This window comes from Pseudomonas sp. IT-P258 (genome assembly GCF_949767825.1).
GTDB lineage: Bacteria > Pseudomonadota > Gammaproteobacteria > Pseudomonadales > Pseudomonadaceae > Aquipseudomonas > Aquipseudomonas monachiensis.
Map to the genome: position 1 here is coordinate 193,856 of NZ_CATKPU010000065.1, position 22,670 is coordinate 216,525.

General features: G+C 59.2%; 24 protein-coding genes. 14 read left to right on the forward strand and 10 right to left on the reverse strand.

The window, feature by feature from the left end; translation table 11 throughout:
• Window positions 1-41 precede the first annotated feature (41 nt).
• Window positions 42-485 (reverse strand): HIT family protein, encoded by a 444-nt coding sequence (locus ACM6G4_RS21560; protein WP_414914587.1) that lies wholly within the window; start codon window positions 483-485, stop codon window positions 42-44.
• Window positions 486-1,098: 613 nt separating this feature from the next.
• Here ACM6G4_RS21560 and moaC point away from each other — a divergent pair.
• The 4 genes from moaC to ACM6G4_RS21580 all read left to right on the forward strand — a co-directional run bounded on the left by moaC (window position 1,099) and on the right by ACM6G4_RS21580 (window position 3,364).
• Window positions 1,099-1,572, forward strand: a complete 474-nt coding sequence (gene moaC, locus ACM6G4_RS21565; protein ID WP_223548606.1) for a cyclic pyranopterin monophosphate synthase MoaC — start codon at window positions 1,099-1,101, stop codon at window positions 1,570-1,572.
• Window positions 1,569-1,811 (forward strand): molybdopterin converting factor subunit 1, encoded by a 243-nt coding sequence (moaD, locus tag ACM6G4_RS21570; RefSeq protein ID WP_223465437.1) that lies wholly within the window; start codon window positions 1,569-1,571, stop codon window positions 1,809-1,811. Before moaC ends, moaD begins: the two co-directional genes overlap by 4 nt.
• A gap of 3 nt (window positions 1,812-1,814) precedes the next feature.
• On the forward strand, window positions 1,815-2,267 hold the full coding sequence (gene moaE / locus ACM6G4_RS21575) for a molybdopterin synthase catalytic subunit MoaE (protein WP_414914588.1): 453 nt from the start codon (window positions 1,815-1,817) through the stop codon (window positions 2,265-2,267).
• A 320-nt stretch (window positions 2,268-2,587) separates the two neighbouring features.
• Window positions 2,588-3,364, forward strand: a complete 777-nt coding sequence (locus ACM6G4_RS21580) for an ABC transporter substrate-binding protein (RefSeq protein WP_056726183.1) — start codon at window positions 2,588-2,590, stop codon at window positions 3,362-3,364.
• 84 nt (window positions 3,365-3,448) lie between these two features.
• Here the strand turns inward: ACM6G4_RS21580 and ACM6G4_RS21585 are convergent, their stop codons facing one another.
• The 5 genes from ACM6G4_RS21585 to ACM6G4_RS21605 form a co-directional block, all read right to left on the reverse strand.
• On the reverse strand, window positions 3,449-4,090 hold the full coding sequence (locus tag ACM6G4_RS21585) for a helix-turn-helix transcriptional regulator (protein WP_414914589.1): 642 nt from the start codon (window positions 4,088-4,090) through the stop codon (window positions 3,449-3,451).
• A gap of 84 nt (window positions 4,091-4,174) precedes the next feature.
• Window positions 4,175-5,308 carry an NAD(P)/FAD-dependent oxidoreductase gene (locus tag ACM6G4_RS21590; protein WP_414914590.1) on the reverse strand — a complete coding sequence of 378 codons (1,134 nt, stop codon included), beginning with the start codon at window positions 5,306-5,308 and terminating at the stop codon, window positions 4,175-4,177.
• 141 nt (window positions 5,309-5,449) lie between these two features.
• On the reverse strand, window positions 5,450-6,394 hold the full coding sequence (locus tag ACM6G4_RS21595; RefSeq protein WP_414914591.1) for an ornithine cyclodeaminase family protein: 945 nt from the start codon (window positions 6,392-6,394) through the stop codon (window positions 5,450-5,452).
• A gap of 138 nt (window positions 6,395-6,532) precedes the next feature.
• The gene (rhlB, locus tag ACM6G4_RS21600; protein ID WP_056726179.1) at window positions 6,533-8,023 is read right to left on the reverse strand and encodes an ATP-dependent RNA helicase RhlB; all 1,491 of its coding nucleotides are present in this window, start codon (window positions 8,021-8,023) and stop codon (window positions 6,533-6,535) included.
• 98 nt (window positions 8,024-8,121) lie between these two features.
• Window positions 8,122-8,778 (reverse strand): alpha/beta hydrolase, encoded by a 657-nt coding sequence (locus tag ACM6G4_RS21605; protein WP_414914592.1) that lies wholly within the window; start codon window positions 8,776-8,778, stop codon window positions 8,122-8,124.
• A gap of 468 nt (window positions 8,779-9,246) precedes the next feature.
• On the opposite strand from ACM6G4_RS21605, the gene ACM6G4_RS21610 reads away from it, so the two are divergent.
• The 4 genes from ACM6G4_RS21610 to ACM6G4_RS21625 all read left to right on the forward strand — a co-directional run bounded on the left by ACM6G4_RS21610 (window position 9,247) and on the right by ACM6G4_RS21625 (window position 13,426).
• The gene (locus tag ACM6G4_RS21610) at window positions 9,247-10,278 is read left to right on the forward strand and encodes an amino acid ABC transporter substrate-binding protein (RefSeq protein ID WP_007972676.1); all 1,032 of its coding nucleotides are present in this window, start codon (window positions 9,247-9,249) and stop codon (window positions 10,276-10,278) included.
• Window positions 10,279-10,343: 65 nt separating this feature from the next.
• Window positions 10,344-11,525: an amino acid ABC transporter permease gene (locus ACM6G4_RS21615; RefSeq protein WP_056726177.1), complete on the forward strand. Its 1,182-nt coding sequence runs from the start codon at window positions 10,344-10,346 to the stop codon at window positions 11,523-11,525.
• Window positions 11,526-11,535: 10 nt separating this feature from the next.
• Entirely contained in the window at window positions 11,536-12,633 is a 1,098-nt protein-coding gene (locus ACM6G4_RS21620; protein WP_056726176.1) for an amino acid ABC transporter permease, read from the forward strand.
• Window positions 12,634-12,661: 28 nt separating this feature from the next.
• Entirely contained in the window at window positions 12,662-13,426 is a 765-nt protein-coding gene (locus ACM6G4_RS21625; RefSeq protein WP_008053474.1) for an amino acid ABC transporter ATP-binding protein, read from the forward strand.
• 65 nt (window positions 13,427-13,491) lie between these two features.
• Here ACM6G4_RS21625 and ACM6G4_RS21630 read toward each other — a convergent pair whose 3' ends face one another.
• A complete protein-coding gene (locus tag ACM6G4_RS21630; protein ID WP_414914593.1) occupies window positions 13,492-15,117 on the reverse strand; it encodes a S8 family peptidase in 1,626 nt (541 codons plus the stop codon).
• A gap of 267 nt (window positions 15,118-15,384) precedes the next feature.
• Between ACM6G4_RS21630 and ACM6G4_RS21635 the strand changes: the two genes are divergently transcribed.
• The 5 genes from ACM6G4_RS21635 to ACM6G4_RS21655 all read left to right on the forward strand — a co-directional run bounded on the left by ACM6G4_RS21635 (window position 15,385) and on the right by ACM6G4_RS21655 (window position 19,296).
• Window positions 15,385-16,044, forward strand: coding sequence for a FadR/GntR family transcriptional regulator (locus tag ACM6G4_RS21635; RefSeq protein WP_056726174.1), 660 nt, complete (start codon window positions 15,385-15,387; stop codon window positions 16,042-16,044).
• On the forward strand, window positions 16,034-17,338 hold the full coding sequence (locus ACM6G4_RS21640) for a CynX/NimT family MFS transporter (protein ID WP_414914594.1): 1,305 nt from the start codon (window positions 16,034-16,036) through the stop codon (window positions 17,336-17,338). Before ACM6G4_RS21635 ends, ACM6G4_RS21640 begins: the two co-directional genes overlap by 11 nt.
• Window positions 17,339-17,449: 111 nt before the next feature.
• On the forward strand, window positions 17,450-17,920 hold the full coding sequence (locus ACM6G4_RS21645) for a nuclear transport factor 2 family protein (RefSeq protein ID WP_414914595.1): 471 nt from the start codon (window positions 17,450-17,452) through the stop codon (window positions 17,918-17,920).
• 40 nt (window positions 17,921-17,960) lie between these two features.
• Complete coding sequence (locus tag ACM6G4_RS21650) at window positions 17,961-18,272, forward strand: GIY-YIG nuclease family protein (protein WP_056726171.1); 312 nt, start codon at window positions 17,961-17,963, stop codon at window positions 18,270-18,272.
• A gap of 88 nt (window positions 18,273-18,360) precedes the next feature.
• Entirely contained in the window at window positions 18,361-19,296 is a 936-nt protein-coding gene (locus ACM6G4_RS21655) for a glutathione S-transferase family protein (protein WP_414914596.1), read from the forward strand.
• Between the two features lie 130 nt (window positions 19,297-19,426).
• Here the strand turns inward: ACM6G4_RS21655 and ACM6G4_RS21660 are convergent, their stop codons facing one another.
• The gene (locus ACM6G4_RS21660; protein WP_414914597.1) at window positions 19,427-19,777 is read right to left on the reverse strand and encodes a glutaredoxin family protein; all 351 of its coding nucleotides are present in this window, start codon (window positions 19,775-19,777) and stop codon (window positions 19,427-19,429) included.
• Window positions 19,777-20,781: a nucleoid-associated protein YejK gene (gene yejK, locus ACM6G4_RS21665; RefSeq protein ID WP_007972706.1), complete on the reverse strand. Its 1,005-nt coding sequence runs from the start codon at window positions 20,779-20,781 to the stop codon at window positions 19,777-19,779. Before yejK ends, ACM6G4_RS21660 begins: the two co-directional genes overlap by 1 nt.
• 396 nt (window positions 20,782-21,177) lie before the next feature.
• On the opposite strand from yejK, the gene ACM6G4_RS21670 reads away from it, so the two are divergent.
• Entirely contained in the window at window positions 21,178-21,459 is a 282-nt protein-coding gene (locus ACM6G4_RS21670) for an HU family DNA-binding protein (protein WP_007905514.1), read from the forward strand.
• A gap of 72 nt (window positions 21,460-21,531) precedes the next feature.
• On the opposite strand, the gene rlmF is transcribed toward ACM6G4_RS21670, so the two are convergent.
• Entirely contained in the window at window positions 21,532-22,560 is a 1,029-nt protein-coding gene (rlmF, locus tag ACM6G4_RS21675; protein WP_056726168.1) for a 23S rRNA (adenine(1618)-N(6))-methyltransferase RlmF, read from the reverse strand.
• Between the last annotated feature and the right edge of the window lie 110 nt (window positions 22,561-22,670).

The following is a 22,670-nucleotide window of genomic DNA, read 5'->3' on the forward strand; positions in this document are numbered from 1 at the left end:
GAATGTGTTTCTGCAAAGCCTGGGGCCGAAAGCAGTCTTGTTTACAGAGATTGCGAAAAATAGCCCTTGAGGGTTTCCGTCAGAATTGATTGAGCGTTCAATACCTCTTGGCTCGGCTCAGGCTGTGAGCTACTAAACTTTTTTCGCGTCCAGCTGAAAAAGAAGGGGCCATCAATAATACGTTCATTGTGTTCCGCCAAATATAACTGGGTCACGGAGGCATACCTGGGGAAAACATGAAAATGTAGCTCATGATTGAGCTCGGAAATACGCATTATGTATATTTTCTCAGGAGAAAATAGAGTATTTAAAGCTCGCTCCGTAAATGCCAAGCCTTTCATCAGTTCAGCACTTTCAGCCGGATTTAGTTCTGCGAGTCTTGATATGTCCCGCTTAAGAGAAATAATCATGTAGCCAGGGATGTCGCAGTCCCGGCAGTGAGAGATTACGATGTGTTTTCCTGAGTGAATTGTCCGCGCTGGCATGACTGGCCTCCCGTGTGCCACCATGGTTGAAGTGTAGGACCTGCCCCGTTGAGCTGCTGCCGGAGGTCAGTAGAAAAAACCTGATGCGATACCTCAGTGCTGAAATTTTTAAGATCGTTAGCTTTGCTGGTCATTTTTTCTCGAATTAACAAATCGGTCTAATGTGTAGTTGTAGGAAGTTTCATGGCGGGCCATGAGTGCGTACTTACGGAGAATTCTCACGTCGAAATTTGTTATAAAATAATCAGTAACTTATCGGCTGGTGCACCCATTAAAATTGATCAGTGATGTCAGGAAAAGCGAATTTTCAGTAGGCTTTTGTTACATTTCTTTCTGTTGTTTGGTATGACTTTAATTTGTGTTTTTAAAACTTAATAAGGAATCGCATCTGAAGCTGTCCACCGAGTCCGTGTGTATGAAGAACCTGTGGGAGCGAGCTTGCTCGCGATGACGGTGTGTCTGTCGACATCTCGGGTTAATGACAGGCCACTATCGTCGGAACGCCGCCCGGAGCAAGCTCGCTCCCACATTGGTTTGTGGTGTGCCGATAATCAAGCGTGCGAAAAATTGACCCGCAGGTTTACAATCGACGCTCCTGATCAGGAGTAATCCCGTGCTGACTCATCTCGATTCCCAAGGTCGCGCCAACATGGTCGACGTCACTGAAAAAACCGTGACGTTCCGTGAGGCGACCGCTCAAGCGCTGGTGCGCATGCTGCCCGAAACCCTGCAGATGATCGTCAGCGGCGGCCACCCCAAGGGTGATGTGTTTGCCGTGGCGCGCATTGCCGGCATTCAGGCAGCGAAGAAAACCAGCGACCTGATTCCTCTGTGCCACCCGTTGATGCTCACCGGCGTCAAGGTCGAGCTCAGTGCCGAAGGCGATGATTCGGTGCGTATAGTGGCGCGCTGCAAGCTGTCCGGGCAGACCGGCGTTGAAATGGAAGCCCTGACCGCCGCCAGCGTCGCCGCGCTGACGATCTACGACATGTGCAAGGCCGTTGACCGCGGCATGACCATCGAAAGCGTGCGTCTGCTGGAGAAGGTCGGCGGCAAGAGCGGACATTTCCAAGCGGAGCAGTCATGAACGTTACCGTGAAGTTTTTCGCCCGTTATCGTGAAGCGCTGGGGCTGGACTCGGTGAAAGTGGAAGGCAACTTCTCCACAGTCGACGACGTCCGCGCACTGTTGGCCCAACGTGACGGTGCCGAGGTGTTGAGCGAACAGAACCTGATGTGCGCCCGCAACGAAGACCTGTGCCAGCTCGACGAGCCGGTCAGCGAGGGCGATGAAGTGGCGTTCTTTCCGACTGTGACCGGAGGCTGAGCCATGGCGATTCGCGTGCAGTCCACCGCGTTCGACCCGGGTGCCGAAGTCAATGCCATGCACGATGCCAATGTCGGCGTGGGTGCGGTGGTGAGTTTTGTCGGCTACGTACGCGACTTCAATGACGGCCTCGATGTGGCCGGGATGTTCCTCGAACACTATCCGGGCATGACTGAAAAGGCCCTCGGAAAGATCGCCATCGAGGCCGAGCAGCGCTGGCCGTTGCTCAAGCTGGAAGTGCTGCACCGCATCGGCGCCCTGGAGCCGGGCGAGCCGATTGTCTTCGTTGGCGCGGCCAGCGCCCATCGTCAGGCGGCATTCGACGCCTGCGCCTTTGTCATGGACTACCTGAAAACCCGTGCGCCGTTCTGGAAGAAAGAAATCACCAGTGACGGGCCGCGTTGGGTCGAGGGGCGTGACAGTGATCATGCGGCGGCGGTTCGCTGGAAGCAGTAGTTTCTGCGGCGTTCTCAAGTCAGCCTTCGCAAGCAAGCCCGCTCCCACAATGGATCTGGTTGAACACAAATTTTGTGTACGACACAGAACCCTGTGGGAGCGGGCTTGGTCCGGGCGGCGTTCCGACGAAGGGGCCATCTGGCTCACCCAATACCTTGCAGAACCACCACCCGACCATCGGCCGGAACGGGCTGCATTTGCCTCATTGACGATTTATACATAAAAGTCCAGTATGGAATTATAAGTACAAAAAAGGTTTCCACCCGTTTCAGCTTTTTCTTCTGTCTTGCCAAACCAACAACAACCGCGAGAAAACGAACATGAAGAAGTTCCCCCTCATCACCGGTCTGGCCCTGAGCCTGTTGGCGTGCAGCTCTGTGTTCGCCGCCGAGAAAACCTTGCGCATCGGTATCGAAGCGGCGTATCCACCGTTCGCCTCGAAAACCGACAAAGGCGAAATCGTCGGTTTCGACTATGACATCGGCAATGCCCTGTGCGCGCAGATGAAGGTCAAGTGTGTGTGGGTCGAAGGCGAGTTCGACGGTCTGATTCCTTCTCTGAAGGTGAAGAAAATCGACATGGCGCTGTCGTCCATGACCATCAATGAAGACCGCAAGAAGTCGGTGGACTTCACCCACAAGTACTATTTCACTTCGTCGCGCCTGGTGATGAAGGATGGCGCGGTGGTGGATGACCAGTACGCCAGCCTCAAGGGCAAGACCGTCGGCGTGCAGCGCGCCACCACGACCGACCGTTACGCCACCGAGGTGTTCGAGCCAAAGGGCATCAACGTCAAGCGCTACAGCAACAACGAAGAAATCTACATGGACCTGGCAGCCGGTCGCCTCGATGCGATTTTTGCCGACACCATTCCACTCAATGACTTCCTGTCGATGCCGCGCGGCAAGGGTTACGCCTTTGCCGGGCCGGAGCTGAAAGATCCGAAATATGTGGGCGAGGGTGCCGGGATTGCGGTGCGCAAGGGCAATACCGAACTGGTCAGCGAGCTGAACACGGCCATTGATGGCATTCGTGCCAGTGGTGAGTACCAGAAGATTTCGGACAAGTATTTCAAGTCCGACATTTACGGCGATTGATCAAAAAGATCGCCGCCTGCGGCAGCTCCTACAGGGGAATGCGTTTCACTGTAGGAGCTGCCGCAGGCGGCGATCTTTTGATTTTCAGCCCTTCAATTCCTTCAAATGCTTGTACACCGTCGCCCGGCCCATGTTCAGCACATTGGCCACGTAGTTCGAGGCGCTTTTGCCCTTGAACGCGCCTTCGGCGTGCAACGCCAGCACCAGTTCGCGCTTGTGGTCGCGAGTCAGCAGATTCAGGCTCAACTGCCGCTCGCGCAGCCAGGCGTGGAGGAAGGTGTTGATCCGCTCCTGCCAGTCATCGCGAAACAGCGCATCCGGTTGCGGGATCAGCTTGGTCGGCGACAGGAACAGGTCCAGGGCGGCCTTGGCATTTTCGAACAACGAAATATTCAGGTTGATGCACAGCATCGCCTGTGGACGACCTTCACTGTCCCGAAGCACCGTGCTGAGGCTGCGAATCTTCTGACCATCCCAGTTGAGCTTTTCGTACGGCCCGATGTTTCGTTCGCTGACATCGTCGCTGAGCATGTCTTCCAGCGCCGAGTCGTCGCCGATTTCCCGCTTGGACAGGTTGTTGGCGATGTAGTCGACCTTTTGCGTGCGCAAGTCGTGCAGCACCACTTCGGCGTGGGGGAAAAACAACGTGGCGATGGCGTCGGCAATCGCGTGGAAGTTATCCAGGGATGTGTCGTCCAGGGCCGAGTCTTTTTCGGGAGCGTTCATACAGTGGAACTCCAGGCAGCGTCAGCGCCCCATCAAAGGGGCGCTGAAAGTGTGCCGTAATCGTGTGGGCACGTCACCTGAGGATCAGGATCCGCCGAGGCGGGCAGGGGAGAGCATTTCGGCATTCAGCCCGAAATGGCCGAGCGACTCGGGCAACGCGACACCGCGCACCAGTGCCGCGCTGGCCTGGCCCATGGCCGGTGAGGTCTGGATGCCATAACCGCCTTGTGCCGCGACCCAGAACAGCCCCGGTACCTGTGGATCGAAGCCGGACAGCAAGTCGCCGTCGCTGACGAAGCTGCGCAGGCCGGCCCAGGTGCGGGTCGGGCGGCGAATGGTCAGGGTCGTGGCTTCTTCGATCTGGTAGATGCCCATGGCAATGTCCAGCTCTTCGGGCTGCACATCGTGGGGTTCCACCGGGTCGGCGTTGGCCGGTGAACCGAGGAACATCCCGGCATCGGGTTTCATGTAGAAGGATTCGTCGAGGCTGACCAGCATCGGCCAGTGGTGGATGTCCACGCCTTCGGGACCGGCGAAGATGAACGCGGCCCGGCGTTTGGGTTGCAGGCCCAGGGGATTGGCGCCAGCCAGTTGGCCGACCTTGTCGGCCCAGGCGCCGGCGGCGTTGATGATGACCGGTGCGCTGAAGGTCTGGCTGCCGGTCTGGACGTGCCATGTACCCTGGCTGTCGCGGCTCAGGCTGACGACTTCGCTGTCGGTGTGCACTTCGCCCTGGTTGCGGCGGATGCCGCGCAAATAGCCCTGGTGCAGGGCATCGGTGTCGATGTCGCTGGCGGTCGGGTCGTAGATGGCGCCGTGGACCTTTTCCCGGCGCAGGATCGGTACTAACGCGCAGGCCGCGTCGGCGTCGAGCAACTGCATCTCCGGCACCGTGGTTTTTGCGCTCTGGTATTGCCTGTTCAGCTCGTCCGGGTCACCGGTCAAGTCCACGGTCATTTCGCCGCGCGGGGTCAGCAGCGGGTGTTCGCAGAAACCACTGGGCGGGTTGTCGAAAAAGTCCCGGCTGGCCAGGGTCAATGCCCGCACTTGCGGGGTGCCGTAGGCGGCGGTATACAGCGCCGCCGAGCGGCCGGTGGAGTGATAGGCCGGATGGGATTCGCGCTCGAGCACGATCACGCGGCCGTGCTGCGAAAGCCAGAACCCCGTGGAAGCACCGGCAATCCCGCCGCCGATGATGATGAAATCTGCCTGGCTCATGAACGTCTCCTGTTGGGGCGTAAATGCCGGATTTATGGTGATCTCTTGTAGGCGCTGACGAGTGAAACGAGGCTGCGATCTTTTCAAAAGCAAAGTCAAAAGATCGCAGCCTTCGGCAGCTCCTACAGGATGAATTTGGTGTCAGTGCGTGAGGCGATAGATCGCGTTGGCCAGCGCAATGTCTTCCAGGCCCAGGCCGATGGAGCGGAAAAACACATGGCGATCGTAATCAGGGCGCAGGACTTTTCCGCTGAGCAGGTCGGGCAGGTCGCCGACAATCGCGCCCTTGTCCCAGTCGTGCCGTTTGGCGGCGATCAGCATTTCGCCGGCCGAGCCCGGGGTGGTCAGGCGATAGTCGCAGAACACCTGCATGTCGTTGAGGCTTTGCGGCGGCACTTCATGGGCGCGCGGCGCATTGGTGCTGATGGAGGTGATCAACGCCGGTTTGCGCAAGCTCGAAGGATCGATCACCGGACCGGCGGACGAGGTGCAGAGCATGATCACGTCGGCGTCCTGAACGGCAGCTTCGCGACTGTCGACGATGTTCAGGCGTGGCTCGATGTTTTTCAGCAGGCGCACGGTTTCGGCGTCTTCGCTCACGCTCGGCGAGTACAGGCTGATGCTCTGCCAGTCGCGCAGGCCTTTCACGTAATGCAGGTGCGCCTGGGCCACTTTGCCGCTGCCAATAATGGCAAGGCGATTGGCTGTGAGTGGTGCGAGGGCATCGACCGCGACGGCGGTGGTCGCCGCGGTGCGCGCGGTGGTCAGTTCGCCGGCATCGCACAGCAGCAGCGGCTGGCCGGTCTGCATCGACATCAACAACGTCCACGCCGTCACCAGCGGCCCCTGCTCACGGACGATGTACGGCGACGTCTTGATTCCGTATACGCCTTCTCCGGCAAGCACACCCAAGTAGTTAATGAAGTCGCCGGCGCCCTGTGGAAATTCCACCAGTTGCTGCGCCGGTTGTACGGCTTGCCCGGCGGCCAGGTCGCGGAACAGTTTGCGCAGGATCTGTGGCACATCGACCTGCGCCAGTAGCTCGCGAGCCTGGGCTTGGGGGATCACTTGGGGCGTGCTGGACATGGTCGGCTCCGGAGCTGAGAGTAAACTGATTTGTCTATTATGGACTTTTAGATATCTACAGCAAGCACCTGTTGAAAAAAAGCCGGACGAAAAAAAAGCGCAGTCCGTTTCCGGCTGCGCTTGTCTTTTCAGCGTCCCTTAATGCGGGCGCTTGCGTTCAACGGCCCGCAACAGATGCGTCGGTGGCGTTTCACAGCTGATCTTGCGCCCCAGCTTTTCCTCGATGGACGGTAGCTGGTAGGAGTCGTCTTCACCGGCAAAGCTGATGGACACACCGTCGGCACCGGCGCGGCCGGTACGACCGATGCGGTGCACGTAGTCGTCCGGCACTTCCGGCAGGGTGAAGTTGATCACGTGGCTGATGCCGTCGATATGGATGCCGCGACCGGCCACGTCGGTGGCGACCAGTACGCGAATCTTGCCTTCGCGGAAGCCTTCGAGGGTCTTGATGCGCTTGTGCTGCGGCACGTCGCCGGACAGTTGCGCGGCGTTGATACCGTCACGCACCAGGCGTTCTTCGATGCGTCGTACTTCATCCTTGCGGTTGGCGAAGACGATCACCCGCTCCCAACCGTTGTCGTTGACCAGGTTGTAGAGCAGTTTGTATTTGTCGGCACCGGCCACCGCGTAGATGTGCTGCTCGACGTTTTCGTTGGCCACGTTCTGCGACTCGATCTCGACGATCGACGGGTCGGTGGTCCATTGCTTGGCCAGGTTCATCACGTCTTCGGTGAAGGTCGCGGAGAACAGCAGCGTCTGACGCTCGGACTTCGGCGGCGTCTGGCGAATGATCTGGCGCACTTGCGGGATGAAGCCCATGTCGAGCATGCGGTCGGCTTCGTCCAGCACCATCACTTCGACCATGTCCAGGTGCACGTCGCCGCGCTGGTTGAAGTCCAGCAGGCGGCCCGGCGTGGCCACGAGGATGTCGCAGTGGCGGGCCTCGAGGTGCTTGAGCTGTTTGTCGAAGTCCATGCCACCGACGAACGTCATGACGTTGAGGCCGGTGTACTTGGTCAGGTCGGCGGCGTCCTTGGCGATCTGCACTACCAGTTCGCGGGTCGGTGCGATGATCAGTGCCCGTGGCTCACCCATGTAGCGCTCTTTCGGCGGCGGGGTTTGCAGCAACTGGGTGATGATCGAGACCAGGAACGCAGCGGTCTTGCCGGTACCGGTCTGGGCGCGGCCGATGGCGTCTTTGCCCGCGAGGGTGAAGCCCAGTACCTGTGCCTGGATCGGCGTGCAATACGGGAAGCCCAGGTCCTGGATGGCGTGCATCAGTTCCGGGGCGAGTTTGAAATCGTGGAAGCGGGTCTTGCCTTCCTGGGGCTCGACGACGAAGTCTTCGAGTTTCCATGGGATGACCGGTGCCTTTGGCTTGGGTTCGCGGCGCGGTCTGGCGGGTTTTGGCGTTTCGCTGAGCGGCTGTTCCGGGGCTGTTATCGCCGCAGGCAGGTCAGCCATTGCGGTCTTCGGCTCATGCTTGGGTGCCGCCGTGGCGGTGGCTCGTTCAGACTGATTACCGTCGGTGCGGTGGCCGGGAGCGTGAGACGCAGGGCTGGGAACTGGCGCGAGTTGCTCAGTCTCGCTTTTACCGAACATTTTCTTGAGTGCTTTGAGCACGGTCATCTCATCAATTGATTAAGGAATGTACGCCGGGCAGTGTAATGCAAGAATCGGGCGCGGCGTAGTGGGATGGATCAAAGGGTGTTTTTAAACACAAATGCTTAACGCAAGCGCTCGGCGAGCCAGACGCCGATGTCGCGAATTTCTTCGGGTAACACTTCGTGACCCATTGGGTATTCCTGCCATGTCACGGTGACACCACGCAGCTTCAAATGCTCGTAGGCGCTACGCCCCATCGAGTTTTGCACCACATCGTCGTACTGGCCGTGCATCGACAGCACCGGAATCCGCTGCTGGCTGGCGGACAGTTGCAGTTCGTCGCTGAAGGTCGGTGCATAAGTAGAAAGGGCAACGACGCCACCCAACGGGCCCTGCCATTTCAGAAATGCGGTGTGTAAAACCACGGCGCCGCCCTGGGAAAAACCTGCCAGGAAGATCCGCGAGGCGTCTATTCCGCTGGCTCGCTGCACTTCTATCAATTCAATGACACGGTTCGCCGACTCTTTCAGCTGCTCGCGGTTGATCGCGCGCGCCGGGCTCATGGCCAGGATGTCGTACCAGCTCGGCATCTCGTAGCCGCCGTTGATAGTGACAGGGCGATGCGGTGCCTGCGGGAGAACGAAGCGGGTACTCAGCAAGGTTTCCTGCAGCGCTTCGGCCACCGGCAGGAAGTCGTAGCGATCGGCGCCCAGGCCGTGCAGCCATATAACGCAGGCGTCTGCGGGCTTTACGGGCTGAAGAATCAAGGGCTCGGTCATATCTGCTCCAATGTTGTGCGTGCGCGTACATATAAGTGCGTGATCAAAGTGCGCGTCAGGTTGATCCGTTAATAAAGTGTCGCAAGCGTACAAGTTTTGCTATTGACCTGCAGCTGAACCGCTTCGGCGAGCGGTGTGGTACGGGCTTTGCTATGGGGAAACGGTGCAACCCATCTCGCGCCCGGCGGTAACACTATCAGTGTACTGCCGACTGTGGGATAGCAATGAATCCGGTGATGGATGTTCGCCAATGGCCGCTACGGGGCTTCGCGAACGTGAAAGGGCTACAGCCCGTTCGGCCGACTGGTGAGAGTGAGTTTTCCATGACGTGGATTTTCTCCTACTAGACTCATAGCTAACGTCTTACGTCGGTTGACCCCAAAACAAGCCAACACGGGTCGACTACGCCTCAAAAGGGTGCGACAGGACTCACGCTCCGACACAACAAGAGCAAAACTGGAGGTTTGAATGAAGATGTTGAAATCCACCCTGGCTATCGTGACTGCAGCCGCAGTACTCGGTGTCAGCGGGTTTGCCCAGGCGGGCGCAACCCTGGATGCAGTGATGAAGAAAGGTTTCGTGCAGTGTGGCGTCAGCGATGGCTTGCCAGGCTTCTCGGTTCCGGATTCCACCGGCAAGATCGTCGGTATCGATGCTGACTACTGCCGTGCAGTAGCGGCGGCTGTCTTCGGCGACGCGACCAAGGTCAAGTTCAGCCAGTTGAACGCCAAGGAGCGCTTCACCGCGTTGCAGTCCGGCGAAATCGACATTCTGTCGCGCAACACCACCATGACCAGCTCCCGCGACGCGGGCATGGGCCTGAAATTCCCGGGCTTCATTACCTACTACGACGGCATCGGCTTCCTGGTAAACAACAAGCTGGGCGTCAAGAGCGCCAAGGAACTGGACGGTGCAACCATCTGCATCCAGGCTGGTACCACCACCGAACTGAACGTTTCCGACTACTTCCGCGGCAACGGCCTGAAATACACCCCGATCACCTTCGACACCTCCGACGAAAGCGCCAAGTCGCTGGAATCCGGTCGTTGCGACGTACTGACCTCCGACAAATCCCAGCTGTTCGCCCAGCGCAGCAAGCTGGCTTCGCCGAAAGACTACGTGGTTCTGCCGGAAACCATTTCCAAGGAACCTCTGGGCCCGGTCGTGCGTAATGGCGACGACGAGTGGCTGGCGATCGTGCGCTGGACTGGCTACGCCATGCTCAACGCTGAAGAAGCCGGCATCACTTCGAAGAACGTCGAAGCCGAAGCCAAGGGCACCAAGAACCCTGACGTTGCCCGTCTGCTGGGTACCGACGGTGAATACGGCAAAGACCTGAAAGTGAAGAAAGACTGGGTCGTGCAGATCGTCAAGCAAGTCGGCAACTACGGCGAAGTGTTCGAGAAAAACCTCGGCAAGAGTACTCCGCTGGAAATCGACCGCGGGCTGAACGCTCTGTGGAACGCTGGCGGCATTCAATACGCACCACCAGTGCGCTGATGGTTCTATCACCCGGTGGGCCAACCACCGGGTGATGTTCTGTTCCATTATTTGCGGGGCACTTCATGCAAAATTCAATCGGCGCGCCAAAGCAGAGGCTCAGCCTCAGCGATCCACGCGTGCGTGCTTGGGTATTCCAGATCATCACGATTATCGCGGTGGTCTCGCTGGGCTGGTTTCTGTTCGATAACACGCAAACCAACCTGCAACACCGGGGCATTACCTCCGGGTTCGACTTTCTGGAGCGCAGTGCCGGTTTCGGCATCGCTCAACACCTGATCGACTACACCGAAGCGGACACATACGCCCGGGTGTTTGTCATCGGCCTGCTCAACACCTTGCTGGTGACCTTCATCGGTGTGATCCTGGCGACGATCCTGGGTTTCATCGTGGGTGTGGCGCGACTGTCGAAGAACTGGATCATCGCCAAGGTGGCGACGGTGTACGTGGAAGTTTTCCGCAACATTCCGCCGCTGCTGCAGATCCTGTTCTGGTACTTCGCGGTGTTCCTGACCATGCCGGGGCCGCGCAACAGTCATAACTTCGGCGACACCTTCTTTGTCAGCAGCCGCGGCCTGAACATGCCGGCGGCGTTGATGGCGGATGGTTTCTGGCCGTTTGTGATCAGCGTTGTAGTCGCCATCGTCGCCATCGTGCTGATGAGCCGCTGGGCGACCAAGCGCTTCGAAGCCACCGGGGTGCCGTTCCACAAGTTCTGGGTCGGTCTGGCGATGTTCCTGGTCATTCCTGCGCTGTGCGCGCTGATTTTCGGCGCACCGGTGCACTGGGAAATGCCGAAACTGCAAGGCTTCAACTTCGTCGGTGGCTGGGTGTTGATCCCGGAACTGCTGGCGCTGACCCTGGCCCTGACGGTGTACACCGCAGCGTTCATCGCCGAGATCGTGCGTTCGGGCATCAAGTCGGTCAGCCATGGCCAGACCGAAGCGGCGCATTCCCTCGGCCTGCGCAACGGTCCGACCCTGCGCAAGGTGATCATTCCGCAGGCCCTGCGCGTGATCATCCCGCCGCTGACCAGCCAATACCTGAACCTGGCGAAGAACTCCTCGCTGGCGGCCGGTATCGGATATCCGGAAATGGTCTCGCTGTTTGCCGGGACCGTGCTCAACCAGACCGGCCAGGCGATCGAGGTGATTGCCATCACCATGAGCGTGTACCTGGCGATCAGTATCAGCATTTCCCTGCTGATGAACTGGTACAACAAGCGCATTGCGCTGATCGAGCGGTAAGGAAAAGCGCATGAGTACTCATACTTTCAAACCTGACATGCCGCCACCGAACCGCAGCATCGGTGCGGTGGCGTGGATGCGCGAGAACATGTTCTCCAGCTGGCTCAACACCCTGCTGACCCTGTTCGCGTTCTACCTCATCTACCTGGTGGTACCGCCGATCCTGCAGTGGGCGATCCTTGACGCCAACTGGGTCGGCACCAGCCAGGCCGACTGCACCAAGGAGGGCGCCTGCTGGGTGTTCATCCAGCAGCGTTTCGGCCAGTTCATGTACGGCTACTACCCGCCGGTACTGCGTTGGCGCGTGGACCTGACGGTGTGGCTGGCGATTGTCGGCGTGGCGCCGTTGTTCATCTCGCGCTTTCACCATAAGGCGGTGTACGGGCTGAGCTTCCTGGTGCTGTACCCGATCATTGCCTGGTGCCTGCTGCATGGCGGCGTATTGGGACTGGACGCCGTGGCGACCAGCCAGTGGGGCGGCCTGATGCTGACCCTGGTGATCGCCACCGTCGGCATCGCCGGTGCGTTGCCACTGGGCATCGTCCTGGCGCTGGGCCGTCGTTCGAACATGCCGGCGATTCGCGTGGTCTGCGTGACCTTCATCGAATTCTGGCGCGGCGTGCCGTTGATCACGGTGCTGTTCATGTCCTCGGTGATGCTGCCGTTGTTCCTGCCTGAAGGCATGAACTTCGACAAGCTGCTGCGGGCGCTGATCGGCGTGATCCTGTTCCAGTCGGCCTACGTGGCCGAGGTGGTGCGCGGTGGCCTGCAAGCGATTCCAAAAGGTCAGTACGAAGCGGCGGCGGCGATGGGCCTGGGTTACTGGCGCAGCATGGGCCTGGTGATTCTGCCGCAAGCCCTGAAGCTGGTGATCCCCGGCATCGTCAACACCTTCATTGCGCTGTTCAAGGACACGAGTCTGGTGATCATCATCGGCCTGTTCGACCTGCTCAATAGCGTCAAGCAAGCCGCCGCCGACCCGAAATGGCTGGGCATGGCCACCGAAGGCTATGTGTTCGCCGCCCTGGTGTTCTGGATTTTCTGTTTTGGTATGTCGCGCTATTCCATGCATCTGGAACGCAAGCTCGACACTGGCCACAAGCGCTAAGTCGCTACCTAATTTAGGAAGTTTTGTGATGAGCGAAGCAATCAAACAGCCTGTGAGCCCTGAAGGCATTATTCAGATGCAGGGCGTGAACAAGTGGTACGGTCAGTTTCACGTACTCAAGGACATCAACCTCAACGTCAAGCAGGGCGAGCGTATCGTCCTGTGCGGCCCGTCAGGTTCCGGCAAATCCACCACCATCCGCTGCCTCAACCGTCTGGAAGAGCATCAGCAGGGCCGCATCGTGGTTGATGGCGTGGAGCTGACCAACGACCTCAAGCAGATCGAAGCGATCCGTCGTGAAGTCGGCATGGTGTTCCAGCACTTCAACCTGTTCCCGCACCTGACCATCCTGCAGAACTGCACCCTGGCGCCGATGTGGGTGCGCAAGATGCCCAAGCGCAAGGCCGAGGAAATCGCCATGCACTACCTGGAACGCGTACGCATTCCGGAGCAGGCGCACAAGTACCCGGGGCAGCTGTCTGGCGGTCAGCAACAGCGTGTGGCGATTGCCCGTGCGCTGTGCATGAAGCCGAAGATCATGCTGTTCGACGAACCGACCTCGGCACTCGACCCGGAGATGGTGAAAGAGGTACTGGACACCATGATCGGCCTGGCCGAAGACGGCATGACCATGCTCTGCGTGACCCACGAAATGGGCTTCGCCCGCACCGTGGCCAACCGCGTGATCTTCATGGACAAGGGCGAAATCGTCGAACAGGCTGCGCCGAACGACTTCTTCGATAACCCGCAGAATGAACGCACCAAGCTGTTCCTGAGCCAGATCCTGCATTGATCGGTCAGTGACTGTCTCAATGAGCCCCGCCGATTGTTCGGTGGGGCTTTTTTTATGAGTGCGGGTCAGTCTGCGGTTTTGCCGCGTTCCAGTGCCAGCTGCACTGCCCGCAGGGCATTGAGGCGACCATGACCGTAGTAATGACTGTGGCCGTTTTGATCGTATTGACCAAGGGGGCCGTCGTCGGCGTGGCTGATTTTGTTGCAGCAATCGGCGAGCAGCTGCCGAACCTGTTCGCGGTCCAGTGCCGGGTTGACCCCCAGTACCAGTGCTGCCACGCCTGCGGCTCCAGGGCAGGCGCTGGAAGTGCCGCTGAACAGTTCGGTGTAGGCCGCATTGATCGGGTCGGCAAACCGGCCGCTCAGATCCGTGGTTCGAATGCCTCGGGTCTGCGGGACTGAAGTGGCGGGTTTGAACTTTGGATCGGGGTGTTGCTGGTCCCCGCTGGGGAAGCAACACCACAATGCTTTGCCGTAGTCACTGTAGGCGCTGCGACGATTTTGATCATTGCAGGCACCCACGGCAATGACCATGGGATGGCTGGCATAGCCATCGTTGTCCACGCTCTCGTTGCCGTTGCCGGCACCAAAAAAAATGACGCAGCCTTTGCCCTGGCGGCCTTTGGTCGCGGCGTACTCTATGGCCAGGCGGGTGCTCGCGGCCAGCGCAAACTCCTGAGTGTGCCTGGCGTCGGTAGGGTCAGCCCAATGTCCTTCCGATGGCCCCCAACTGCAGGAAATGACATCGGCCCCTTGGTCCGCAGCCCAGAAAAACGCGTCTGCTTCGGCTCGGGCGCCTAGTGGCTTGGTCAGTTTCAACGGCATGAGACTGGCTCGAGGTGCCACGCCGCTGGCGCCGGCTTCACCATTGGCGCATGCAACACCGGCGACTGCTGTACCGTGGCGCTCAAGGGGGGTTTTAGGCCGTGGGCCTTGAGGGGCGTTCAGGCGGTCAAAGTTTTTTGCTCCGATGATTTTGCCGGTTCCGGCGAACTCGGGGTGATCGATATCAAAGGCATCGTCGATGATCGCGATCACGATGCCTTCACCCTGGGTCAAGGCATGGGCTGCCTCGACATTGGCGCTGGCATCGACCTGAACTTGATAGGTGACGGTGGTTTTTTTCAGGTGCCATTGGTTGTCATGGATCGTCCGGCGTTGGCCCGGACGCAGTATTTCCGGGTGGCAGTAGTCGACGTCCTGACGTTCGAGCAATTGAAGTGTGAATGAGCAGACTTCAGTGCCGCGACAATGTGCGTGATATACGAAAAAGGCATTGGCCGCGTAGGGAACCTGCTGTTTGATGGTCAGACCCAATTCATCGAGGATAACCAGGCACTCTGTCGCAGTGAGTCGATCGACGAATTTCAGGAAAATGTTTTCGGTGTAGAAAACAGGTTCCCGGGTATGAGGATCGACCAGAGCGCTGCCGGCGAAACGTACGTCTGGCAACTCGCGCAGCAACGCCTTGCATTGGCGAACATCGGCATTGTCCGGCAGTTTGAATAGCTGAACGTCGGCGTCCTCGATGTGTAGTACCAACTCACTGTCGGCCAATGCCTGTCGAGCTTTTTCGCAGTGTAACGTTTCGTCAAGCCTGCTCCCGGCCTGGCTGCGTACAACGAGCAGTTGCCGATCCTTTTCCAGTAAAAAACGTCGGCTGTGCTTCTTGCCGAAAATGACTTCTTCCATCGGTTGTTCCCATTCCCTTCAGACATTCGAGCGAAAGTGCCCGCATTAAAAGTCCGAAAGTCTGATGGCCTGTCTCAATTTCGGATGTCAGCTCTTTCATGTGGCCTGGGTGGGAAATCACTTTCAGGCGTCAGGAATTTCACCTTCTGTCTTAAGGAGTCTTCAGGTAACAGGGTGATACGCGAAGGAGGGTGCCTTGCCTGATTGGGCGAAGCTGACTATCATGTCAGAAAATTCATCCTATGATTGGATGAGAGGGCGAATTCCATGTCAGAAATCTCTCCATTGGTGAAACGATCCCTGGTCGATCAGGCCTTGGATCAGTTGCGCCTGCGTATCAACCAGGGCACCTGGGTCGTGGGCCAGCGCTTGCCCACCGAGCCTGAGTTGTCCGCTGAGCTGGGCATCAGCCGCAACACCGTGCGCGAAGCCATGCGCGTGTTGGCATTTTCCGGGTTGATCGAAGTCCGTCAGGGTGACGGCAGTTACCTGCGGGCGGTGGTCGATCCGCTCGATACCTTGAAGGCGCTGTCCCGTTGTTCCCTTGAACAGGCACGGGAAACCCGGCACATCCTCGAAGTCGAGGCCATTGGCCTGGCAGCGATGCGCCGTACCGACGAAGATCTGGTGGCATTGCACGAGGCCCTGGGTGTCAGCGGTAGCCACTATCACGGCGATCTCGACACCTACATCGCCTGCGACCTGGTGTTCCACCGCCGTCTGGTGGACGCCGCGCACAACCCGACCCTCAGCGAGTTGTATCGCTATTTCTCCAGTATCGTCGGCGCCCAATTGCGCCAGACCCTGAGCATCGTCCCGCGCCGTCAGGAAGTGTTCGACCTGCACATCGCCTTGCTCGATGCCGTCGAACAACGCGACCCGGAACGGGCCAAGGCCCTGTCGAGGCAGTTGATCAATGAACCTTGAAACCGAGAAGTCCATGCACCGCAGTGAGTTATCCACAGCCCCCAAACGTTCGGCCGAGCTGGAAGAACTGCTGATCGATGCCGAGGCCGATGACGAACAGGTCCAGCACACCCACCCGGTTCTGCGTCGGCCCTGGCTGTTGCTGCTGGGCCTGATACTGGTGGCGCTGAACCTGCGCCCGGCGCTGTCGAGCATGGCGCCGATGCTCAGCGAGGTGTCGAAGTCCCTCGGTCTGACAGCTTCTCAGGCTGGATTGCTGACCACGTTGCCGGTGCTTTGCCTGGGCCTGTTTGCGCCGTTGGCACCTGTGCTGGCGCGGCGATTTGGTGCGGAGCGAGTGGTGCTGGGTATTCTCCTGGCCCTGGCGGGCGGGATCATCCTGCGCAGTTCGTTCGGTGAAATCGGCCTGTTTGCCGGCAGTGTGCTGGCCGGTGCCAGCATCGGCGTGATCGGCGTGTTGCTGCCGGGCATCGTCAAGCGCGATTTCCCGAAGCAGGCCGGGACCATGACCGGTGTCTACACCATGGCCCTGTGTCTGGGGGCGGCAATGGCGGCGGGTGCGACCGTGCCGTTGAGTGAACACTTTGACAAGAGCTGGGCGATGGGCCTCGGCTTCTGGGTCATTCCGGCATTGGCGGCCGCGCTGTTCTGGTTGCCGCAAGTCGGCCAGAAACACGGCGCACATAACGTGGCCTACCGGGTTCGGGGATTACTGCGCGATCCGCTGGCCTGGCAGGTGACCCTGTACATGGGCTTGCAATCGTCCCTGGCCTACATCGTGTTCGGCTGGTTGCCGTCGATCCTGATCGGCCGTGGCCTGACCCCGACCCAGGCCGGACTGGTGCTCTCGGGTTCGGTGATCGTTCAACTGATCAGCTCCCTCGCCGCGCCATGGCTGGCGACACGGGGCAAGGATCAGCGCCTGGCGATTGTGATCGTGATGGCCCTGACCCTCGGCGGACTGTTCGGTTGCCTGTACGCTCCGATTGAAGGTCTGTGGGGCTGGGCGATTGTGCTGGGGTTGGGGCAGGGCGCTACGTTCAGCCTGGCATTGACCCTTATCGTGTTGCGCTCGCGGGACTCCCATGTCGCGGCGAACCTGTCGAGCATGGCCCAGGGCTTCGGTTACACCCTGGCGTCCATGGGGCCGTTCGCGGTCGGCATCGTGCATGACTGGACCGGCGGCTGGACGGCCGTGGGCTGGATCTTCGGTGTCATCGGCCTTGGTGCGATTCTCGCCGGCCTGGGGGCCGGGCGTGCGTTGTATGTGCAGGTCGAAAGCGAAAAGGTCTGATCCCCGCACACTGTCGGTATTCGTCTTGCGAATGCCGATAGTGTTCGACCCGTTTGCAGACTATCGTGCAGGCAATCGTTCGATACCCATTGCACAACAGGGAGTCTGCCCATGAGTGAAGTCCATAGCGCCTTGATCACCCGCTTCTACCAGGCCTTCCAGCGTCTCGATGGCGAAGCCATGGCTGCCTGCTACACCGATGACGTGGTGTTCAGTGACCCGGCGTTCGGCGAGCTTCATGGTCGTGATGCCGGCGATATGTGGTGCATGCTCACCACCCGCGCCAAGGATTTCTCCCTGACCTTCGATCATGTCCGTGCCGATGATCGTACCGGTAGCGCCCATTGGGTCGCGACCTATCTGTTCAGCCAGACCGGCAATACCGTGGTCAATGACATCCAGGCACGCTTTGTCTTTCGCGATGGCAAGATCTGCGAGCATCACGACAGTTTCGACCTGTGGACATGGTCGCGTCAGGCCCTGGGTTTCAAAGGCCTGCTGCTGGGCTGGACGCCACTTGTTCGCAACGCCGTTCGATCACAGGCCCTGAAGGGGTTGAAGGCATTCCAGGCCAGTCGCTGATAAGATCGCGGCTTGTTTCCTTTCAAGCCCTGATCGTTACGTGACCACCCTTAGCGAAAGCCCTGTCGACGCCGACACCCCCGCGAGCAAATCCTGGTTCGTCTATCTCGTTCGCGCTGCCAACGGTTCGCTCTATTGTGGGATCAGCGATGATCCCGTGCGTCGCTTTGCCAAGCATCAAAGCGGCAAGGGCGCGCGATTCTTTCTTTCCAGCCCGGCCATGGCCCTGGTCTACACCGAACGCTGTCGCGACAAAAGCGATGCGTTGCGTCAGGAGCGGCTGATCAAAAAACTCAAGAAGAGCGCCAAGGAATGCCTGGTGGCGAACGCCGCCCCTGGCTTATCACTCTGACTGATCAGTTCCCATCAGGCAGATCTGTAGGCTGCCAGGTGATTGCGCGCTAAGCTGCGGACTCCTGATTCTTGCGGCGGAGCCGAGCATGTCCGAGTTGATTCTGCATCATTACCCGACGTCCCCCTTTGCCGAGAAGGCCCGCCTGCTGCTGGGCTTCAAGGGCTTGTCCTGGCGCTCGGTGAAGATCTCGCCAGTGATGCCCAAGCCGGATCTCACGGCATTGACCGGTGGCTACCGCAAGACACCAGTGCTGCAGGTCGGTGCCGATATCTATTGCGACACGGCATTGATTGCCCGGCGACTTGATCAGGAAAAGGCCTTGCCGGCGTTGTTCCCGGAAGGTCAGGAAATGATCACCGCGTCGTTTGCCGCCTGGGTTGATTCGGTGGTGTTCCAGCATGCGGTCAGCCTGGTGTTCCAGCCGGAATCGATTGCCGTGCGTTTCGGCAATTTACCGCAGGAAGCGATCAAGGCGTTTTTGGCCGACCGTGCCGGTTTGTTCAGTGGTGGCAGCGCTACAAAATTGTCTACCGAACAGGCGAAGCATCAGTGGCCAACGATCATGTCGCGCCTGGAGCAACAGTTGCAGCGCGAGGAGGGTGACTACCTGTTTGGCGAGCCGTCGATTGCCGACTTTGCCCTGGCTCATTGCCTCTGGTTTCTCAAGGCCACGCCGGTGACGGCTCCGTTGGTCGAAGCTTATCCGGCAGTCAATGCATGGCATGCGCGGGTATTGGGCTTCGGTCATGGTGCATCCAGCGAGATGAGTTCCGAAGAGGCTCTGGCAGTGGCGCGCACGTCCACGCCAGCGGCTTTGCCAGATCAGCAGTTTGTCGATCCCAATGGATTCACGGTGGGGCAGCAGGTAGTGATCGCAGCCACGGACTACGGCGTTGATCCGGTGGCGGGGGAGTTGTTGTTTGCCGGCCGCGAGGAGCTGATTGTACGGCGAGAGGACGAGCGTGGCGGTGTGGTGCATGTGCACTTCCCGCGGTTTGGCTTCCGGATCGAAGCCTGCTGAAACCGACATACAGCTGTGGTGAGGGAGCTTGCTCCCGTCGGGTCGCGAAGCGGCCCCTTGAAGAGGGACTGCTGCGCAGTCCAGCGGGAGCAAGCTCCCTCGCCACAGCTGTCGTGCAAATCTGCTGGGGTTACTTCAACGCCGCCAGAATCGCATCCGGGTCATACCCGCGAATCAGCGTCCCGTTCACATCGATGATCGGAATGCCGCCACCGCCCAGTGCCTGATAGTCCGCGCGCGCGACTGTATCCTTCTCGATATCGAACTCCTTGTACGCAATGCCTTTCTGATCGAGGAAGCGCCGGGTCAGCTTGCAGTAGCCACACCACTCGGTGGCGTAGAGCACGACGTTGGCCTTGGCCTGAGTCTGCGCCGGCACCACTTGCGATGGATTGAACACCCGCTCGATCTTGCCCCAGTTCTGATAGGCCACGACCACCAGCAGGATCAGCAGGAATTTCTTCAGTACGCCGCCGAGCATCAGTTGCGACGCTTCAGCTGATCGGTGAGTGAAGTGGGCAGGCCCTTGATGATCAGCGTGCCGGCTTCTTCGTCGTACTCGATCTTCGAGCCCAGCAGGTGCGCTTCGAAACTGATCGACAGGCCTTCGGCGCGGCCGGTGAATCGGCGGAACTGGTTCAGGGTGCGCTTATCGGCCGGGATTTCCGGCGAGAGGCCGTAATCCTTGTTGCGGATGTGATCGTAGAAGGCCTTCGGGCGTTCTTCGTCGATCAGTCCGGACAATTCTTCCAGACCCATTGGCTCACCGAGCTTGGCCTGGCTGCTGGCGTAATCCACCAGGGTCTTGGTCTTCTCGCGGGCGTCGTCTTCCGGCAGGTCTTCGCTTTCAACGAAATCACTGAAGGCCTTGAGCAGGGTACGGGTTTCACCCGGACCGTCGACGCCTTCCTGGCAACCAATGAAATCGCGGAAGTACTCCGAAACCTTTTTCCCGTTCTTGCCTTTGATGAACGAAATGTATTGCTTGGATTGTTTGTTGTTCTGCCACTCGGAAACGTTGATCCGCGCCGCCAGGTGCAACTGGCCAAGGTCCAGGTGACGGGACGGCGTGACGTCCAGTTCGTCGGTCACGGCCACGCCTTCGCTGTGGTGCAGCAGGGCGATGGCCAGGTAGTCGGTCATGCCTTGCTGATAGTGGGCGAACAGCACGTGGCCGCCGACCGACAGGTTCGATTCTTCCATCAGCTTTTGCAGATGTTCGACCGCCACGCGGCTGAACGCAGTGAAATCCTGGCTGCCCTCGAGGTACTCCTTCAGCCAGCCGCTGAACGGGAACGCACCGGATTCCGGATGGAACAGGCCCCAGGCTTTACCCTGTTTGGCGTTATAGCTTTCGTTGAGGTCGGCGAGCATGTTCTCGATGGCCGCGGACTCAGCCAGTTCAGAGTCACGGGCGTGGAGAACTGCAGGTGTGCCGTCGGGTTTTTTGTCGATCAGGTGGACGATGCAATGACGGATCGGCATGGGCTTCTCGGCTGAGTGAAGAGAGGAGGGCGTGCTCCCCCGAAAAAGCGCTCAGTGTACCGCAACCACTGGTTTTGGCGCGGTGTGAAGGGCAATTGACGGGTGACCGACGGCGCTTATGCAGTTTTTTCCTGTTTTAGCGCAATAAAGCTGACCAAATGGGTAGCTAGAGGCGGATATTTCCACGTCTGTGTGCTAGCTTTGCCCGGTCTTGCGCGAAGTCACTGCGTTAAGCGTGCAGTCAGCATTTGTCAGGTCGAACCAAACCCTGATTTCGGTATCTATAACCCCGATCCCGAGGTTATTTGGCCGAGGGTGCCAGATCCAAAAGATCGGGCTCGATGGCTGACATTGCACTGTGCAATCCATATGAATTTGATAGGGAAGGAACACTAAATGGCTCTTACTAAAGACCAACTGATCGCCGACATCGCTGAAGCTATCGACGCGCCGAAAACCACCGCGCGTAACGCTCTGGACCAACTGGGCCAAATCGTTGCCGATCAGCTGGAAAACGGCGGCGAAATCACTCTGCCAGGTATCGGCAAACTGAAAGTGACTGAGCGCCCTGCCCGTACTGGCCGTAACCCTTCGACTGGCGCTGCCATCGAAATCGCTGCCAAGAAAGTGATCAAGCTGGTTGTGGCCAAAGGCCTGACCGACGCTGTTAACAAGTAAGACTTGTTAAGAAAAAACCGTGCACCGGAGCGATCCGGGCACGGTTTTTTTGTGGGCGCGATAAAGCGCTCACTACGCTTGAGCGTTGCTCCATCGTGCCTGGCGCCAGGCCTGTTGCTGCGCTTTGGTCTGGAAGGTCCAGGCGACGAAGCGGCTCTGCTTCTGCCCCTGGGACATTTCCACTACCTGGCTTTCCAGGGCGCCGGCCTTTTTCAGGGCGGTCTGGATCGCCGGCAGGTTGGACGCCTTTGACACCAATGTACTGAACCACAACACCTGCTGGGCTACCTGCACGCTTTCGCTGACCAGTTGGGTCACGAAGCGTACTTCTCCGCCTTCGCACCACAACTCGGCCGACTGGCCGCCAAAGTTCAACACCGGCAGCTTGCGTTTCGGATCGGCTTTGCCCAGGGCGCGCCATTTGCGCGTGCTGCCCCGCGTGGCCTCGTCCAGCGAGGCGTGGAATGGCGGGTTGCACATGGTCAGGTCGAAGCGCTCCGTGCTCTCCAGCAGGCCTGTGAGGATCTGCTTGGGATTGCTCTGCTGGCGTACCTGAATGGCTTTGTTCAGGCCATTGGATTGAACGATGGCCTTTGCCGCGGCGATGGCGGTCGCATCGATATCGGAACCGAGGAACTGCCAGCGATAGTCGCTGTAACCGATCAGCGGATACACGCAGTTTGCGCCCATGCCGATATCCAGCACCTTCACGGCGGCGCCACGGGGGATCACACCGTCATTGCCACTGGCCAGCAGGTCGGCGAGGAAGTGCACGTAGTCGGCACGGCCTGGCACCGGTGGGCACAGGTAGTCGGCCGGAATGTCCCAGTGAGCGATGCCATAGAACGACTTGAGCAGCGCCCGGTTGAACACCCGCACGGCTTCCGGGCTGGCGAAGTCGATGCTTTCCTTGCCGTACGGATTGATGATCACGAACTTCTTCAGTTCCGGCGCGCTTTTGATCAGCGTCGGAAAGTCGTAGCGACCCTGATGGCGATTGCGCGGATGCAGACTGGCCTTTTCCTTCGGGGCGACGGCCGTGGCCGGGGTCTTCGGGGCAGGCTTTTTGCGCGCAGGCTTGGGGGAGCGGGGGGCGGTCATGGCGGTGGTCGATTCGGGTATGGCTAAAAGTGGCGGGCATTGTCCCACATTGATGGCGAATGCGCCGAACCCGTAGGAGCTGCCGCAGGCTGCGATCTTTTGATCCTGTT